The organism is Pseudomonas sp. HT11 (genome assembly GCF_044875395.1).
In the GTDB taxonomy this organism is placed as follows: domain Bacteria; phylum Pseudomonadota; class Gammaproteobacteria; order Pseudomonadales; family Pseudomonadaceae; genus Aquipseudomonas.
In genome coordinates, this window is sequence record NZ_CP173217.1 from 3,221,105 (window position 1) to 3,234,741 (window position 13,637).

Here is a 13,637-nt window from a genome sequence, read left to right on the forward strand (position 1 = left end):
CTCTCGTCCAGTGAATAATACGCACTGGCCGGGTGCCAATGGCCCTGTTAAAACAGCGCAAAGTCCTACTCACGCTGGAGACGCATCCCATGAGCACCTGGCCAGACTCGCGAATCATCGACCTGCTGGGCATTCAACTGCCCATCATCCAGGCCCCCATGGCCGGCGCTACGACCGCCGCCATGGTGATTGCCGCCAATCAAGCGGGTGCGCTGGGCTCGATGCCCGCCGCAGCGCTGACCATCGAGCAACTGCGCGAAGCCTTGAGCACGATCCGCCAGGCAAGTACGCGCCCCATCAACGTGAATTTCTTCTGCCATCAACCGCCCGACGCCGATGAGGCCGGCGACCGGCGCTGGAAGGACCTGTTGCAACCCTACTACCGCGAACTGGGCGCCGATTTTGATGCGCCAACACCCGTTTCCAACCGCGCGCCGTTTAACGAGGCCGCCTGCCAGGTGGTCGAGGCGTTCCGCCCCGAGGTGGTGAGTTTTCACTTTGGCCTGCCGGAAAAAACCTTGCTCGACCGGGTAAAAGCCACCGGCGCCAAAGTGCTGTCATCCGCCACCACCGTGGAAGAAGCGGTCTGGCTGGAACAGCATGGGTGCGATGCAATTATTGCGATGGGCATTGAGGCCGGCGGGCATCGTGGCATGTTTCTCAGCGACGACCTCAATACCCAGATCGGCTTGATGGCGCTGGTACCGCAAATCGTCGACGCCGTCAGCGTGCCCGTGATTGCGGCCGGCGGTATTGCTGATGCGCGCGGCATCGTCGCGGCCCTTGCTCTGGGCGCATCAGCCGTACAAATCGGCACCGCCTACCTGTTTACGCCCGAAGCCAACGTCAGCGCCTCCCACGCCGCTGAGCTGCGTCGTGCCCAGGCCAGCGAAACCGCGCTGACTAACCTGTTCACCGGCCGGCCGGCGCGAGGCATCGTCAACCGCGTGATGCGTGAACTGGGCGCGATCAATCCGGCAGCGCCTGCCTTCCCCACTTCCGGCGGTGCCCTGATGCCGCTCAAGGCCAAGGACGAGGCGGGTTTCAGCAACCTGTGGTCGGGCCAGGCACTGCGCCTGTGCAAAGATGCATCCACTTATGACCTGACTCGCGAGCTGGCCGCGCAGGCGCTGGCAAAGCTCAAGCAGAACTGACGTCAGGGGCAACTTTGCGCTGTACCGGCGATGGCCAACCGCTATATATTCCCCTACATAGCGGTAAAGCCTTCTATCTATAACGAGCCGTACAGCCTCAAAGGAGCTGCTTCATGATGATCCGCGCCTCACGCCTGGCCCCCACAGCCCTCGCCACCCTGATCGCCGCCTTTGCCCTGGGCTCGGCGCAGGCCGACGAAGTGCAGGTGGCCGTGGCCGCCAACTTCACCGCGCCGATCCAGGCAATCGCCGCCGACTTCGAGAAAGACACCGGCCACAAACTGATTGCGGCCTACGGCGCCACCGGCCAGTTCTATACGCAGATCAAGAACGGCGCGCCGTTCGAAGTGTTCCTCAGCGCAGACGACACCACCCCCAAAAAGCTCGATGACGAAGGCGCGACCGTCAAAGGTTCGCGCTTTACCTACGCGGTCGGCACCCTGGCGCTGTGGTCGGCCAAGCCAGGCTACGTCGATGCCAAAGGCGAGGTGCTGAAGAACAACCAGTACCAGCACTTGTCCATCGCCGACCCCAAAACTGCACCTTACGGCCTCGCCGCCACTCAAGTGCTGGCCAAGGAAGGTCTGAGCGAGCAGGTCGCAGACAAGCTGGTCACCGGGCAGAACATCACCCAAGCCTTCCAGTTCGTCTCCACCGGCAACGCTGAACTGGGCTTCGTCGCCCTGTCGCAGATCTACAAGGACGGCAAAGTCACCCGCGGTTCGGCGTGGATTGTGCCCGCCTCGCTGCACGATCCAATCAAGCAAGACGCGGTGATCCTCACCAAAGGCAAGGACAGCGCCGCAGCCAAAGCCCTGGTCGACTACCTCAAAGGCCCGAAAGCCGCTGCGGTGATCAAGTCCTACGGTTACGAGCTGGGCCAGTAAATGCCGCTGTCGAGTGCCGATTTTTCCGCGATCTGGTTGACCCTCAAACTGGCGTCACTGACCACCGTGATCCTGCTGGTCATCGGCACTCCGATTGCGCTGTGGCTGTCGCGCACCCGTTCCTGGTGGCGCGGCCCCATCGGCGCAATCGTCGCCCTGCCGTTGGTATTGCCGCCGACGGTCATCGGGTTTTACCTGCTGTTGACCATGGGCCCCAATGGCTATTTCGGCCAATTCACCCAATGGCTGGGCCTGGGCACCCTGACCTTCAGCTTCACCGGGCTGGTACTGGGTTCGGTGATCTACTCCATGCCGTTTGTGGTGCAGCCGTTGCAAAACGCCTTCGGCGCCATCGGTACTCGCCCCCTGGAAGTGGCCGCAACCTTGCGCGCCAACCCGTGGGATACCTTTTTCACGGTGATCCTGCCCCTGGCCCGCCCGGGGTTTATCACCGCGTCGATTCTCGGCTTTGCGCATACCGTCGGTGAATTCGGCGTGGTGCTGATGATCGGCGGCAATATCCCCAACAAAACCCGCGTGGTCTCGGTGCAGATCTACGACCACGTCGAAGCCATGGAATACGCCCAGGCGCACTGGCTGGCCGGCTCCATGGTGGTGTTCGCCTTCCTCGTATTGCTGGCGCTTTACTCCAGCCGTAAAACCAAGATGGCCTGGAGCTGATCGCGATGATTGAGGTACGCCTGCAACTGAATTACCCAGGCTTTGCGCTGAAGGTGGACTTGAAATTGCCCGGCCGTGGCGTCACCGCTTTGTACGGGCATTCCGGCTCGGGCAAGACCACCTGCCTGCGCTGTATCGCCGGGCTGGAGCGTGCCGAAGACGGCTTTGTGCAGGTCAACGATCAAGTCTGGCAAGACAGCCGCAACGGGCTGTTTGTGCCGCCGCACAAACGCGCATTGGGCTATGTGTTTCAGGAAGCGAGCCTGTTTCCCCACCTGTCGGTGCGGGCCAACCTGGAATTCGGCTTCAAGCGTATTGCTCGTCAGCAGCGGCGCGTGGACATGGCTCACGCCACCGAACTGCTGGGTATCGCCCATTTGCTCGACCGCCACCCGCAGCATCTGTCCGGCGGTGAACGCCAACGCATCGGCATCGCCCGCGCGCTGCTCACCAGCCCCCAATTGCTGTTGATGGATGAACCCCTGGCGGCGCTGGACAGCAAACGCAAAGGTGAAATTTTGCCGTACCTCGAACGCCTGCACGACGAGCTCGATATCCCCGTGCTGTACGTCAGCCATGCCCAGGACGAAGTGGCGCGGCTGGCCGATCACATCGTGTTACTCAGTGACGGCCAGGCGCTGGCCAGCGGCCCCATCGGTGAAACCCTGGCGCGGCTCGATTTGCCCATGGCCCTGGGTGACGATGCCGGGGTAGTGATCAATGGCAGCGTCAGTGCCTACGACGCGCACTATCACCTGCTGACGCTGCAATTGCCCGACAGTGCGTTATCGATGCGCGTTGCCCATGCGCCGTTGGCGCCGGGCAAACAGCTGCGCATCAAAGTGCAGGCACGCGATGTCAGCCTCAGCCTGCAGGCGCAGGAACCCAGCAGTATCCTCAATCGCTTGCCGGTGACGGTGACCGGGGAGATCTGTGCCGACAACAACGCCCATGTGCTGGTGCGCCTCGACGCCGGCGGCACGCCGTTGCTGGCGCGCATCACGCGGTTTTCCCGCGACCAGTTGCAGCTGCATCCCGGCCAGGCGCTGTGGGCGCAAATCAAGGCGGTGGCAGTGCTGGCTTAAGAATTTGGCACGAGCGCAAAACCCTGCGGTCAATCAGACATACCGGCCTGATTACTGCCAAGGAATTTGCACCATGCCCGACTCCGCGTTGCTTGCCGACCTGCCCCGCGACCTGCATTACGTTGACGACACCCAACCGGGTATCCGCCGCAAGAAGCTGCGCGGCAAGTTTCAGTATTTCGACGTCAACGGTGAGCGCATCACCGATGCCGACGAAATCAAACGCCTGAACTCATTGGCTGTGCCACCCGCCTACACCGACGTGTGGATCTGCGCCGACCCGCGCGGCCATTTGCAAGCCACCGGCCGCGATGCCCGTGGCCGCAAGCAATACCGCTACCACCCGCGTTGGCGTGAGGTGCGCGACACCGACAAATATTCGCGCCTGCAACAGTTCGGTAATGCTCTGCCGAAACTGCGCGCGCAACTGGAAGCACAAATCGCCGCGCCCGGTTTCACCCGCGAAAAAGTCCTGGCCACCGTGGTGATGCTGCTCGATGCCACGCTGATTCGCGTGGGCAACACCCAGTACGCACGGGACAACAAATCCTACGGCCTGACCACACTGCGCACCCGCCATGTCGACATCAAGGGCAGCGAGATACTGTTCCAGTTTCGCGGCAAGAGCGGCGTCGAGCATCAGGTCAGCGTCAAGGACCGGCGCCTGGCCATGGTGGTCAAGCGTTGCCTGGAATTGCCAGGGCAAAACCTGTTTCAGTACCTGGATGAGGACGGTGAACGGCATACCGTCAGCTCCCATGACGTTAACGCCTACCTGCACAGCCTCACCGGCGCCGACTTCACTGCCAAGGACTACCGCACCTGGGCCGGCACCGCCCTGGCCTTGGCCGTATTGCGCGAACTGGAGTGGCAACCGGAATCGGATGCCAAGCGGCATGTGGTCGCCATGGTCAAGGACGTTGCCAAGCAACTGGGCAATACCCCGGCGGTGTGCCGCAAGTGCTATATCCACCCCGCCGTGCTGGAGCATTTCAGCCTGGGCGAATTGTCCAAGCTGCCCAAACCCCGAGTGCGCAAGGGCCTGAAAGCTGAAGAAGTTGCGCTGGCAATGTTCCTTGAGCAATTGGCCGCGAACTTGCCGAAAAACGCCAAGGTGGGTTAGCCTTTGCGCCTCTTCTGACTCACGGGATGCACGCCGACGTGAACAACTAAGCCTTCCAAAATGTACCTGCAACGAGCCGCTTGGCGCGCTTGTTGGCCTGTCCGACATTTTTTTGGAGGTGCTGATGACTGACGTCAAACGGCCGCCCGTACTCGTTTCATTGCAACACCTGTCCTTGCAGTTCGCCGATGGCGAAACCCTGCTGAACAACCTCAACCTGTCGGTTGATCACGCGCCCACCGGGATTGTCGGGCGTAATGGCCGGGGCAAAAGCCTGCTCGCCAAGCTGCTTGCCGGGCTGCTGGCGCCCACTGGCGGCACGTTGAAAAGCGCGGCCAGCGTGGCATATGTGCCGCAGGCGCTGGCCGTCCAACCGGGCGAAACCGTCGCCGACATCACCGGCACCGCCCAGGTGTTGGCCGCCCTTGAGCGGCTGGCCCGCGGTGAGGCGCGCGCGGATGATCTCGCGCTGATCGATGATCGTTGGGACCTTGCCGAACGCCTGCGCACCGCGCTGGGTGCAGCCGGGTTGCAGCAACTCGACGCTGCCACGCCAGCCGATCAACTCAGTGGCGGCCAACTGGCCAGGGTTGCAGTGATCGGCGCGCTTTTGGCCACGCCGCAGTTGCTGATTCTCGATGAGCCAACCAACCACCTCGACAGCGCCGGCCGTGACTGGCTGTTGCGCACGCTGGCAGCCTGGCCCGGCGGCCTGGTAGTGGTCAGCCATGACCGGCAACTGCTCAATGCGATGGCGCGCATCATCGAGCTGTCGCCGCTTGGCGCGCTGGTGTATGGCGGCAACTACGATGCCTATCGCTTGCAGCGCGACAGCGAACAGTACGCGGCCATGGCCGCCCTGGAACACGCCCGCCTGGCGCGCAGCCGCGAACGCAAACGTCTGCAGAAGGATCATGACAACCTGCAGCGCAACGCCGCCCGCGCACGTAAACACGCAGAAACCGCCAACGTCACCGGGTTTACCAAAGCCCGCTGGAAAGGCGCCGCCAAGGAAATCGTCAGCAGCGTGCGCAGCGCGCATCACGCGTATAAACACGAGCTCGATGCGCAGGTACGCCAAGCCCATGAGCGTGTGGAGGATCACTCGCCCACGCTGCTGGCCCTGCCCGGTTCAGCACTGCCCAATGGCCGACAGGTTCTGAGCGTGGAAAACGCTCAACTGCCGTGGCTTGATCCGCAGCAAGCCTGCAGCTTCGTCACGCTCAACCTGGCGGGCCCGGTGCGCATGGCCGTGCGCGGGCCGAACGGTTGCGGCAAATCCACGTTGCTCAAGGTGCTCGCGGGCCAATGGCCGGTGGTCAGTGGCGAATGCGCCGTGCATGTGGCCAGTGCCTATATCGACCAGCACCTGACGCTGCTGGATGGCAACCGTAGCATTGTCGAACAGCTCAACCTGCTTGACACCCCGCTGGCCGAAGCCGAGCTGCGCACGCGTTTGGCGTTGCTGCAACTGGATGCCCTGCGGGTGACTCAACCCACCCGCCAGCTGAGCGGCGGCGAACGCCTGAAGGCCGCGATGGCGATTGCCTTGTGGCGCGAGGTACCGGCGCAACTGCTGTTGCTGGACGAGCCGACTAACCACCTGGACCTTGAATCCGTGCTGGCCTTTGAACAGGCGTTGCAGGGTTTTACCGGGGCGATGGTGGTGGTCTCCCATGACGAGACGTTTGTGCAGGCCGTCAGGCCGACGCATTTTTTGACCTGGCAGCGTCAGGGCTGGCGGCTGGAGTGTGTCTGAGGTCATTGCGCGCGCAACCAAAGCGTCCTACGGTAGTGGCCGAATAATCTCACCGAGGAACCTGGGGCCATGCTGCCTTCATCGCGCAAACCCTACGCCAACGCCGCACTCGCCCACCGTCAACGCTGGCGCGGGCGGGTTGGCTTGATGCTGGTGGCCAGCCTTTCCGTGCTGGCCGGCATGACCGATGCGATAGGCTTTATGGCCAGCGGCGATTTTGTTTCGTTCATGAGCGGTAACACCACGCGCCTGGCCGTGGCGATCAGCGCAGGCGACTTGGGCCTTACCGGGCGCTTGTTGTTGCTGGTCGCAACCTTTGTCGTCGGCAACGCCCTGGGCGTGGTGATCAGCCGCCTCAGCCGCCGGCACGCGCTGCCCTTGCTGCTGTGCATTGCGGCCTTGCTGTGCGGCGCCGCCGTGTGGCCCTTCGACGACACCTTGCCCGCGCTGCTGGCAACGATTGTGGCGATGGGTATGCTCAATGCCGCAGTGGAAGAGGTAAACGGTTTGCCGGTGGGCCTGACTTATGTGACGGGCGCCCTCTCGCGCTTCGGGCGCGGGCTGGGCCGCTGGGTGCTGGGAGAACAGCGCAATGGCTGGAGGGTGCAACTGATTCCGTGGGCCGGCATGTTCGTGGGCGCGGTGATCGGCGCGGTGCTGGAGCACCAGCTCGGCCTGAAGGCGCTGCTGGTCAGTGGCGCGTTCGCCGCATTGCTGGGCGTAGTGTCGCTGAAGATTCCGCGGCGCTGGCACTTGGGTTACATGCCACGCTAAGAGAAAAGAGGCCCGCTCGACGTTGCGGCCTCGACGTCCGTGTACTGGTAAAGAGCCATCACGTCGAGCGAGCGGGGGAAATGATAAGCCAATGTCCGCCGGCTGTCCCGCCGGGCTTTTCCGAATATCACTTAGGCAAAGGATTACAGGCAGGTCGCGAGCGCGGCCAGTCGGCGCTTGGCGGGCATCGTGTCAGCGACGGCAAAGTAATTGACGGTAGAGCCGGCGCCGGCGCTGCGCACGTCGACAAAATAATCGCCGCCGGTGGTGTAGACGGTAAAACCGCCTGCTTCGATCGGCTCCTTGAAGCCTCCGGCGTCAACGCCAAATACCGCCTCGTCCTGCCAGCCGAACTGAATGCATTGGGCAACCACCAACGGCGTCTTGTCCGAAGCCAGCGTTTTGTAGGGCACGCCGGTGCGCGCATTGTTCATTTTCGAGCCCGCGCAACCGGACAGTACTGCCAGTGCCAATGCGCCAATTACCAGCTTTCGCATGCCATCGCCTCCTTGGAAAAAAACGCGACTCTACCATTAGCAGGCGACACTCAAGGATTATTACGTCACGCTGTCGCCTACTTATGCCCCCGCTTGCCCCTGGAAACCCGATGACGCCCAACGCCGAACGCTATAACCCTTCCACTGACTACGCCGACAAGCTGATCAGCCGCATCGGCCAGACGCCGACGTGGATCGCCAAGCGCATCGGCGTCACCGACAAGCGCATCCGCTACATCCTTGATGGCGAACGCACGGTAAAGGGTGAAAGCACGCCGATCCAGATGACCTATACCGAGCAGTTCGCCCTGGAATGCCTGGCGGCGGAGGCCAAAGCCAAGAAGCCGCCTAAACCTGCGGCCGGATGAATTTAGTTTCACTGTGAAGGGTGCTCGCGCTGCCTATAGTTGGCAGGCTCATTTTTAAGAAGTCTCACTTCTGCCCGCCCTCCCGCGGGCTTTTTTTTGCCTGGGTGTTGGTGGATGACCTCCAGCTACTTACCCGCGCATCAAAACCACCAACGAAACAAATAAAACAGCCCCATGCTCAGCAGCACCGTGATCAACACGCTGCGCGTCCAGAACATCAACGCCACCGCGCAGATCCCCGCCAGCAGGTAAGGATTGGCCGGATTCACGTTGAGCTTATGCTCGGCGAGAAAAATGATCGGCCCGCAAATCGCCGTCAGCATTCCCGGCACGGCAAACCCGAGAAACTCGCGCGCGCCGCGATTGAGGCGCACCGGCAGACGCGGCTCGATGAACACGTAGCGGTTGAGAAACACCACCAAACCCATGGCCACAATCATGATGTAGATCATCGTTGCCCTACTCCCAGCCGCTTGCAGGCAAACCCTGCGCCCATCCCCAGCACACCCGAGACCACCACCGCCGACTCCCAGTGCAAGTAACTCAGCCATACCGAACACAACAGCGAGACCGCCACGCAGACCACCGTGGGCACATCGCGCACCACCGGCGTAATCAAGGCGATAAAGGTTGCGGCAATGGAAAATTCCAGTCCCAGTTGATCAAGCCCCGGAATGCTTTTGCCGAGCACGATGCCCGCCAGGGTGAAGAGGTTCCAGATGATGTAGAACGTCAGGCCGACGCCCAGCGCATACCAGCGATTGAAGGTTTGACGGTCATAGTGGTTGACCAGCGCGAAAAATTCGTCCGTCAGCAAAAAGCCCAGGCTCATGCGCCAGCGCACATTGAGCGACGAGAGCGTCGGGCGCATGTGCATGCCGTAAAGCAGATGCTGGGATGTGAGCAGCAAGGTGGTCAGCACAATCGAGATCAGGCTGGCACCGCTCTTGACCATGCCGATCGCCACCAGCTGCGCGGCGCCGGCGAACACAATGGCGGACAAACCCTGAGCTTGCAGCGGAGTAAATTGCGCATCAATCGCCATCGAGCCGGCCAACAAACCCCAGGGCGCACAGGCCAGAGACAGTGGAATAACGGCAAGGGCGCCGCGACCGAAGGCGAAATGAGGTAAGGCTGTAGGCATGGAGACGGCTCATCGACAGACAGTCGACAAGCATGCCAGCGTGATACGGGGCGTGTCTTGAACGATCGTGCTCAGGCGAGCCTGACCGAGACCTGCTCCACCGAGTCACGCGCTTCGCGCAACTCATGGGCATCCTGGTTGAGCCGGTGAATGGTGTTGAGCAGGCGCTGGCGCAGCACTTCATCGCCGAGTTTTTCGACGGCGCGCATCAGGTCAAACGCCGCGGTTTCGTTATTGTCCGCGACAGAATCGAGGGTTTTGCGCAGGTTGCGAGTGGCACGGGTCACGCGAGTTCTTCCTTCATCAGCAATGGGCAGGCACTTTAGGACATTCGTGTTTCATTTTAATTTCAGACACTTGTGGCTGATTGTCGGGCATTTGATCCACGTCAACGGAATTCAGGATTTGACCTACATATATGGCAAACCATATATTCGCAACGCTATCCATACCAAGACCTTGATCATGTCCGCCCCCCTCTCTCCGCCCGAGCTGTTCAAATGCCTGGCCGATGCCACGCGCGTACGGTTGATGTTATTGATCCTGCGCGAGGGCGAACTTTGCGTGTGCGAACTGATCCATGCTCTGTGCGACAGTCAACCCAAGATCTCCCGCCACCTGGCGCAACTGCGCAGTGGTGGGCTTTTGCTGGATCGTCGCCAGGGTCAATGGATCTACTACCGCATCAATCCGGCACTGCCCGACTGGGTCACCCAAGTGCTGGACACCACCTTGCAAGCTAACCAGCCATGGTTGCAAAACGACGCGCAGCGTCTTGATGCAATGGGCAACAGACCACAACGGGCCAGCACCTGCTGCTGAGCCATCGGAGCGTTTATTCATGCTTGTCGCAATTGCGATTTTTATCTTCACCATCGTTCTGGTCATCTGGCAGCCCAAAGGCCTTGGGGTCGGCTGGAGCGCAACCATGGGCGCGATTCTGGCCCTGGCGTGCGGGGTCATCAGCCTGTCTGACATCCCAGTGGTGTGGCACATCATCTGGAACGCCACCGGCACCTTTGTCGCGCTGATTATCATCAGCCTGTTGCTCGATGAAGCCGGGTTCTTTGCCTGGACCGCGTTGCATGTAGCACGCTGGGGCCGTGGGCGTGGCCGGCGCCTGTTTGCCTATATGGTGCTGCTCGGCGCCTTGGTGTCGGCATTGTTTGCCAACGACGGCGCGGCGCTGATCCTCACACCGATTGTGATGTCGATGCTGCTGGCGTTGCGCTTTTCCCCGGCGGCCACCCTGGCCTTCGTGATGGGCGCGGGGTTTATCGCCGACACGGCGAGCTTGCCGTTGGTGGTGTCGAATTTGGTGAACATCGTCTCGGCGGATTATTTCAAGATCGGCTTCAACGAATACGCAGCGGTCATGGTGCCGGTCAATTTCGTCAGCGTCGCAGCGACACTGGCGGTGCTGCTGTGGTTTTTCCGCCGCGATATTCCGCAGGCCTACGACCCCGCCGACCTTGATGACCCGGCCAGCGCCGTCCACGACCGTGCGACCTTTCGTGCCGGGTGGTGGGTACTCGGGATTTTGTTGGTCGGCTGTTTCGCCCTGGAGCCGCTGGGCATTCCGATCAGTGCGATCTCCGCCGTGTGCGCCGTTTTGTTGCTGGTGATCGCCGCCAAAGGCCACAAGATTTCCACGCGCAAAGTGCTGAAGGACGCCCCGTGGCAGATCGTGGTGTTTTCCCTGGGCATGTACCTGGTGGTCTACGGCTTGCGTAACGCGGGTTTGACCACCTACCTGGCAACCTGGCTCGACACCTTCGCCACCTACGGCGTGTGGGGCGCGGCGATGGGCACCGGGGTGCTGACGGCGCTGCTGTCGTCGGCCATGAACAACCTGCCGACGGTGTTGATCGGCGCACTGTCCATCGAATCCAGCCATGCCGTGGGCGTGGTCAAGGACGCGATGATTTACGCCAACGTGATCGGCAGCGACCTGGGCCCGAAAATCACTCCCATCGGCAGCCTGGCCACGCTGCTGTGGCTGCATATTCTTGCGCGCAAAGGCATCAGCATCACGTGGGGCTACTACTTCAAGGTCGGAATTGTGCTGACGTTGCCGGTGCTGTTGATCACCCTGGCGGCGCTCGCCTTGCGCCTGAGTCTGTGAAGACGTGTGCGGTGAACCGACACCGGATGAGCTGGGCAACCGATGTCAGCATCCAGCATTACAAAAAAGGTAATCGCGACCTTGATCGTCCCGGCGTCATTGTCGTCGCCAGCAACCCTGACTACCTGGGCAGTTACCGATATCGATAGTGATGACGAGCGTATTTATAAAAAACACGCGTCCTCGTTTGCATCAATGAAATATTTAAAACCCTGAACCTCTTTTTGGAAGGTGCAGAGCTTACTGAACAGTCATCCTGCCCAGTAAGCTCGCCCCCAAATAGCGACCGGCTCACAGTGCGTATCCTTAAGCGCACGTTGCAGCCAGTGGTCGATCTGAACACCCTCGTCAGCGTATGCTCACGGCTGATTTACTATCGAGCCGACCCTATGAGCGCCATGCAACACGCCTGGCTGGGCAACTACGAAGTCACCCATACACGCTGCACGGGCCTGACCTTTGCCCGCCATAGCCATGATGAATGCGTGATCGGCGTAAACCTGGTCGGCGAGGAAAGCGTTTGGCTCGACCGCCGCGAGTTCCAGGCCGGACCCGGCAGCATCACGTTGTACAACCCCGGGCAGATTCAAGGCGGCGGCGCGGCCGATGGCGCACCCTGGCATTTTGTCAGCCTGTACGTCGCGGCCGACGCGTTGGCGGCTGACCTGGGGCTGGCCCAGGTGGAATTTGATCGCTCGCTCTGCTTGCAGCCCGACCTGGCACAGCGCCTGGCTGCGGCGGTCAAGGGAGCCTTGAACGACGACCCATTGCTTCGCGAGATTAACGAAGACGCCTTGGTTTTGCTGCTGGGTGAAGTGGTGGGTGCCAGCGGTGTGCGCCTGCCCGGCGCTGCCACGGGCGGTAAAGGCATGATCCGCCGCGCCCAGGAGCTGCTCGCCGAGCAACTGAGCCAAGCGCTGCCGCTGGACCAGTTGGGCGATGAGCTGGGCTTGTCCAAATTCCATCTGTTGCGCACCTTCCAGAAAGAAACCGGGCTGAGCCCCAGGCAGTGGGCGATGCAATTGCGTACGTGTCGTGCCAAGGGACTCTTGCGCCGTGGCGCCTCGGCCAGCGATGTCGCGCATGAGCTGGGGTTTGCTGACCAAAGCCATCTCAACCGACACTTTCGCGCCGCCTATGGCATCACCCCAGGCCGCTATCAAAGCCTGTTGAAACGCTGAAAGCGCAATCTGGTTCAAGACACCTGCGCCACACAGCCGCACACTGCGCGCCTCTGTTGAAGGAAAGCGGCATGGTCACGATCTTTTTTTACGCGCTGGTATTCGGTTTTGTGTTTTGCCTCTCACCCGGCGCGGTGCTGGCAGAAACCTTGCGCCGTGGCTTGCTCCATGGGTTCACCGCTGCCTTGCTGGTACAGATCGGTTCGCTGGTGGGCGACGCCGCCTGGGCGGTGATCGGCCTCACTGGCATCGCCCTGCTGATTGAGCATGAAGCCGTGCGTGTTCCGCTGACGATTGTGTGCGCGGTGTACCTGGCCTGGCTCGGTGTGCGCAGCCTGATCGACGCCTGGCACCTGCCCGCGGCGGACAGCGGGCCGGTCCGCTCCGGACAGAATGCGCTGGCGGTGGGCGCGGCCATTTCCCTGGCTAACCCGAAGAACATTGTGTACTGGGGCGCATTGGGCAGCGCCTTGTCCGGGATCGTCGGCGCCACGCCCAGCCCTGGGCAAACCCTGATGTTTTTTGCAGGTTTCATGCTGGCGTCGGTGCTGTCGTGTTTTCTGATTGCGGCGCTGGTCAATCTGTTACGCAAAAACGCCTCGCCGCTGTGGCAGCGCGTCAGTTACGGCGCGTGTGGTTTAGTGTTGATCTATCTGGCAGTTCTGGCTGCACAGGGCGTATGAAGTTATATACCCCATAACTAACCGTGCCCCTTGTCTGAATAAACTCTGAACGCAGACTGATTTAATTAATCATGCGTTGACATTTTGTAACCGTCTGAGTAGATTGCCCGTGCCCGCAACTGGGGCCTTTTTTAAACCTCACAAAAGAAGCCAATGGACACAGTATCTAGTCGCTG

General features: G+C 61.3%; 16 protein-coding genes. 12 read left to right on the forward strand and 4 right to left on the reverse strand.

Going from position 1 to position 13,637, the window contains the following annotated elements; genetic code table 11:
• Positions 1-89: 89 nt before the first annotated feature.
• The 7 genes from ABWL43_RS14755 (at position 90) to ABWL43_RS14785 (ending at position 7,463) form a co-directional block, all read left to right on the forward strand.
• Positions 90-1,154 carry an NAD(P)H-dependent flavin oxidoreductase gene (locus ABWL43_RS14755; RefSeq protein WP_404482931.1) on the forward strand — a complete coding sequence of 355 codons (1,065 nt, stop codon included), beginning with the start codon at positions 90-92 and terminating at the stop codon, positions 1,152-1,154.
• Between the two features lie 113 nt (positions 1,155-1,267).
• Entirely contained in the window at positions 1,268-2,041 is a 774-nt protein-coding gene (gene modA / locus ABWL43_RS14760) for a molybdate ABC transporter substrate-binding protein (RefSeq protein ID WP_369302913.1), read from the forward strand.
• A complete protein-coding gene (gene modB / locus ABWL43_RS14765; RefSeq protein ID WP_404482932.1) occupies positions 2,042-2,722 on the forward strand; it encodes a molybdate ABC transporter permease subunit in 681 nt (226 codons plus the stop codon).
• Positions 2,723-2,727: 5 nt separating this feature from the next.
• Positions 2,728-3,807 carry a molybdenum ABC transporter ATP-binding protein gene (gene modC / locus ABWL43_RS14770; protein ID WP_404482933.1) on the forward strand — a complete coding sequence of 360 codons (1,080 nt, stop codon included), beginning with the start codon at positions 2,728-2,730 and terminating at the stop codon, positions 3,805-3,807.
• Positions 3,808-3,880: 73 nt separating this feature from the next.
• Entirely contained in the window at positions 3,881-4,930 is a 1,050-nt protein-coding gene (locus tag ABWL43_RS14775) for a DNA topoisomerase IB (protein WP_404482934.1), read from the forward strand.
• 124 nt (positions 4,931-5,054) lie between these two features.
• Entirely contained in the window at positions 5,055-6,689 is a 1,635-nt protein-coding gene (locus ABWL43_RS14780) for an ABC-F family ATP-binding cassette domain-containing protein (RefSeq protein ID WP_404482935.1), read from the forward strand.
• Positions 6,690-6,758: 69 nt separating this feature from the next.
• Positions 6,759-7,463: a YoaK family protein gene (locus tag ABWL43_RS14785; protein ID WP_404482936.1), complete on the forward strand. Its 705-nt coding sequence runs from the start codon at positions 6,759-6,761 to the stop codon at positions 7,461-7,463.
• Positions 7,464-7,606: 143 nt separating this feature from the next.
• Here the strand turns inward: ABWL43_RS14785 and ABWL43_RS14790 are convergent, their stop codons facing one another.
• Positions 7,607-7,960 carry a lipoprotein gene (locus ABWL43_RS14790; RefSeq protein WP_145160910.1) on the reverse strand — a complete coding sequence of 118 codons (354 nt, stop codon included), beginning with the start codon at positions 7,958-7,960 and terminating at the stop codon, positions 7,607-7,609.
• A 110-nt stretch (positions 7,961-8,070) separates the two neighbouring features.
• On the opposite strand from ABWL43_RS14790, the gene ABWL43_RS14795 reads away from it, so the two are divergent.
• Positions 8,071-8,328 (forward strand): hypothetical protein, encoded by a 258-nt coding sequence (locus tag ABWL43_RS14795; RefSeq protein ID WP_145160912.1) that lies wholly within the window; start codon positions 8,071-8,073, stop codon positions 8,326-8,328.
• Positions 8,329-8,468: 140 nt separating this feature from the next.
• Here the strand turns inward: ABWL43_RS14795 and ABWL43_RS14800 are convergent, their stop codons facing one another.
• The 3 genes from ABWL43_RS14800 to ABWL43_RS14810 form a co-directional block, all read right to left on the reverse strand.
• Positions 8,469-8,780, reverse strand: a complete 312-nt coding sequence (locus tag ABWL43_RS14800; RefSeq protein ID WP_404482937.1) for an AzlD domain-containing protein — start codon at positions 8,778-8,780, stop codon at positions 8,469-8,471.
• Positions 8,777-9,472: an AzlC family ABC transporter permease gene (locus tag ABWL43_RS14805; RefSeq protein WP_262209677.1), complete on the reverse strand. Its 696-nt coding sequence runs from the start codon at positions 9,470-9,472 to the stop codon at positions 8,777-8,779. Before ABWL43_RS14805 ends, ABWL43_RS14800 begins: the two co-directional genes overlap by 4 nt.
• Positions 9,473-9,543: 71 nt before the next feature.
• Entirely contained in the window at positions 9,544-9,759 is a 216-nt protein-coding gene (locus tag ABWL43_RS14810; RefSeq protein ID WP_043205333.1) for a hypothetical protein, read from the reverse strand.
• A 178-nt stretch (positions 9,760-9,937) separates the two neighbouring features.
• Here ABWL43_RS14810 and ABWL43_RS14815 point away from each other — a divergent pair, with 178 nt between their 5' ends.
• From ABWL43_RS14815 to ABWL43_RS14830, 4 genes are all read left to right on the forward strand, one after another.
• Positions 9,938-10,294: a metalloregulator ArsR/SmtB family transcription factor gene (locus ABWL43_RS14815; RefSeq protein ID WP_404482938.1), complete on the forward strand. Its 357-nt coding sequence runs from the start codon at positions 9,938-9,940 to the stop codon at positions 10,292-10,294.
• Positions 10,295-10,313: 19 nt separating this feature from the next.
• Entirely contained in the window at positions 10,314-11,597 is a 1,284-nt protein-coding gene (locus tag ABWL43_RS14820; protein WP_145160920.1) for an arsenic transporter, read from the forward strand.
• 389 nt (positions 11,598-11,986) lie between these two features.
• Positions 11,987-12,778, forward strand: coding sequence for an AraC family transcriptional regulator (locus tag ABWL43_RS14825; RefSeq protein WP_404482939.1), 792 nt, complete (start codon positions 11,987-11,989; stop codon positions 12,776-12,778).
• Positions 12,779-12,849: 71 nt separating this feature from the next.
• A complete protein-coding gene (locus tag ABWL43_RS14830) occupies positions 12,850-13,461 on the forward strand; it encodes a LysE family transporter (protein WP_369302920.1) in 612 nt (203 codons plus the stop codon).
• Positions 13,462-13,637 lie beyond the last annotated feature (176 nt).

Bases quoted from the DNA above. Each gene is read 5' to 3' on its own strand.
- ABWL43_RS14755 (WP_404482931.1), top strand. From the start codon at position 90: ATGAGCACCTGGCCAGACTCGCGAATCATCGACCTGCTGGGCATTCAA.
- modA (WP_369302913.1), top strand. From the start codon at position 1,268: ATGATGATCCGCGCCTCACGCCTGGCCCCCACAGCCCTCGCCACCCTG.
- modB (WP_404482932.1), top strand. From the start codon at position 2,042: ATGCCGCTGTCGAGTGCCGATTTTTCCGCGATCTGGTTGACCCTCAAA.
- modC (WP_404482933.1), top strand. From the start codon at position 2,728: ATGATTGAGGTACGCCTGCAACTGAATTACCCAGGCTTTGCGCTGAAG.
- ABWL43_RS14775 (WP_404482934.1), top strand. From the start codon at position 3,881: ATGCCCGACTCCGCGTTGCTTGCCGACCTGCCCCGCGACCTGCATTAC.
- ABWL43_RS14780 (WP_404482935.1), top strand. From the start codon at position 5,055: ATGACTGACGTCAAACGGCCGCCCGTACTCGTTTCATTGCAACACCTG.
- ABWL43_RS14785 (WP_404482936.1), top strand. From the start codon at position 6,759: ATGCTGCCTTCATCGCGCAAACCCTACGCCAACGCCGCACTCGCCCAC.
- ABWL43_RS14790 (WP_145160910.1), bottom strand. From the start codon at position 7,960: ATGCGAAAGCTGGTAATTGGCGCATTGGCACTGGCAGTACTGTCCGGT.
- ABWL43_RS14795 (WP_145160912.1), top strand. From the start codon at position 8,071: ATGACGCCCAACGCCGAACGCTATAACCCTTCCACTGACTACGCCGAC.
- ABWL43_RS14800 (WP_404482937.1), bottom strand. From the start codon at position 8,780: ATGATCTACATCATGATTGTGGCCATGGGTTTGGTGGTGTTTCTCAAC.
- ABWL43_RS14805 (WP_262209677.1), bottom strand. From the start codon at position 9,472: ATGCCTACAGCCTTACCTCATTTCGCCTTCGGTCGCGGCGCCCTTGCC.
- ABWL43_RS14815 (WP_404482938.1), top strand. From the start codon at position 9,938: ATGTCCGCCCCCCTCTCTCCGCCCGAGCTGTTCAAATGCCTGGCCGAT.
- ABWL43_RS14820 (WP_145160920.1), top strand. From the start codon at position 10,314: ATGCTTGTCGCAATTGCGATTTTTATCTTCACCATCGTTCTGGTCATC.
- ABWL43_RS14825 (WP_404482939.1), top strand. From the start codon at position 11,987: ATGAGCGCCATGCAACACGCCTGGCTGGGCAACTACGAAGTCACCCAT.
- ABWL43_RS14830 (WP_369302920.1), top strand. From the start codon at position 12,850: ATGGTCACGATCTTTTTTTACGCGCTGGTATTCGGTTTTGTGTTTTGC.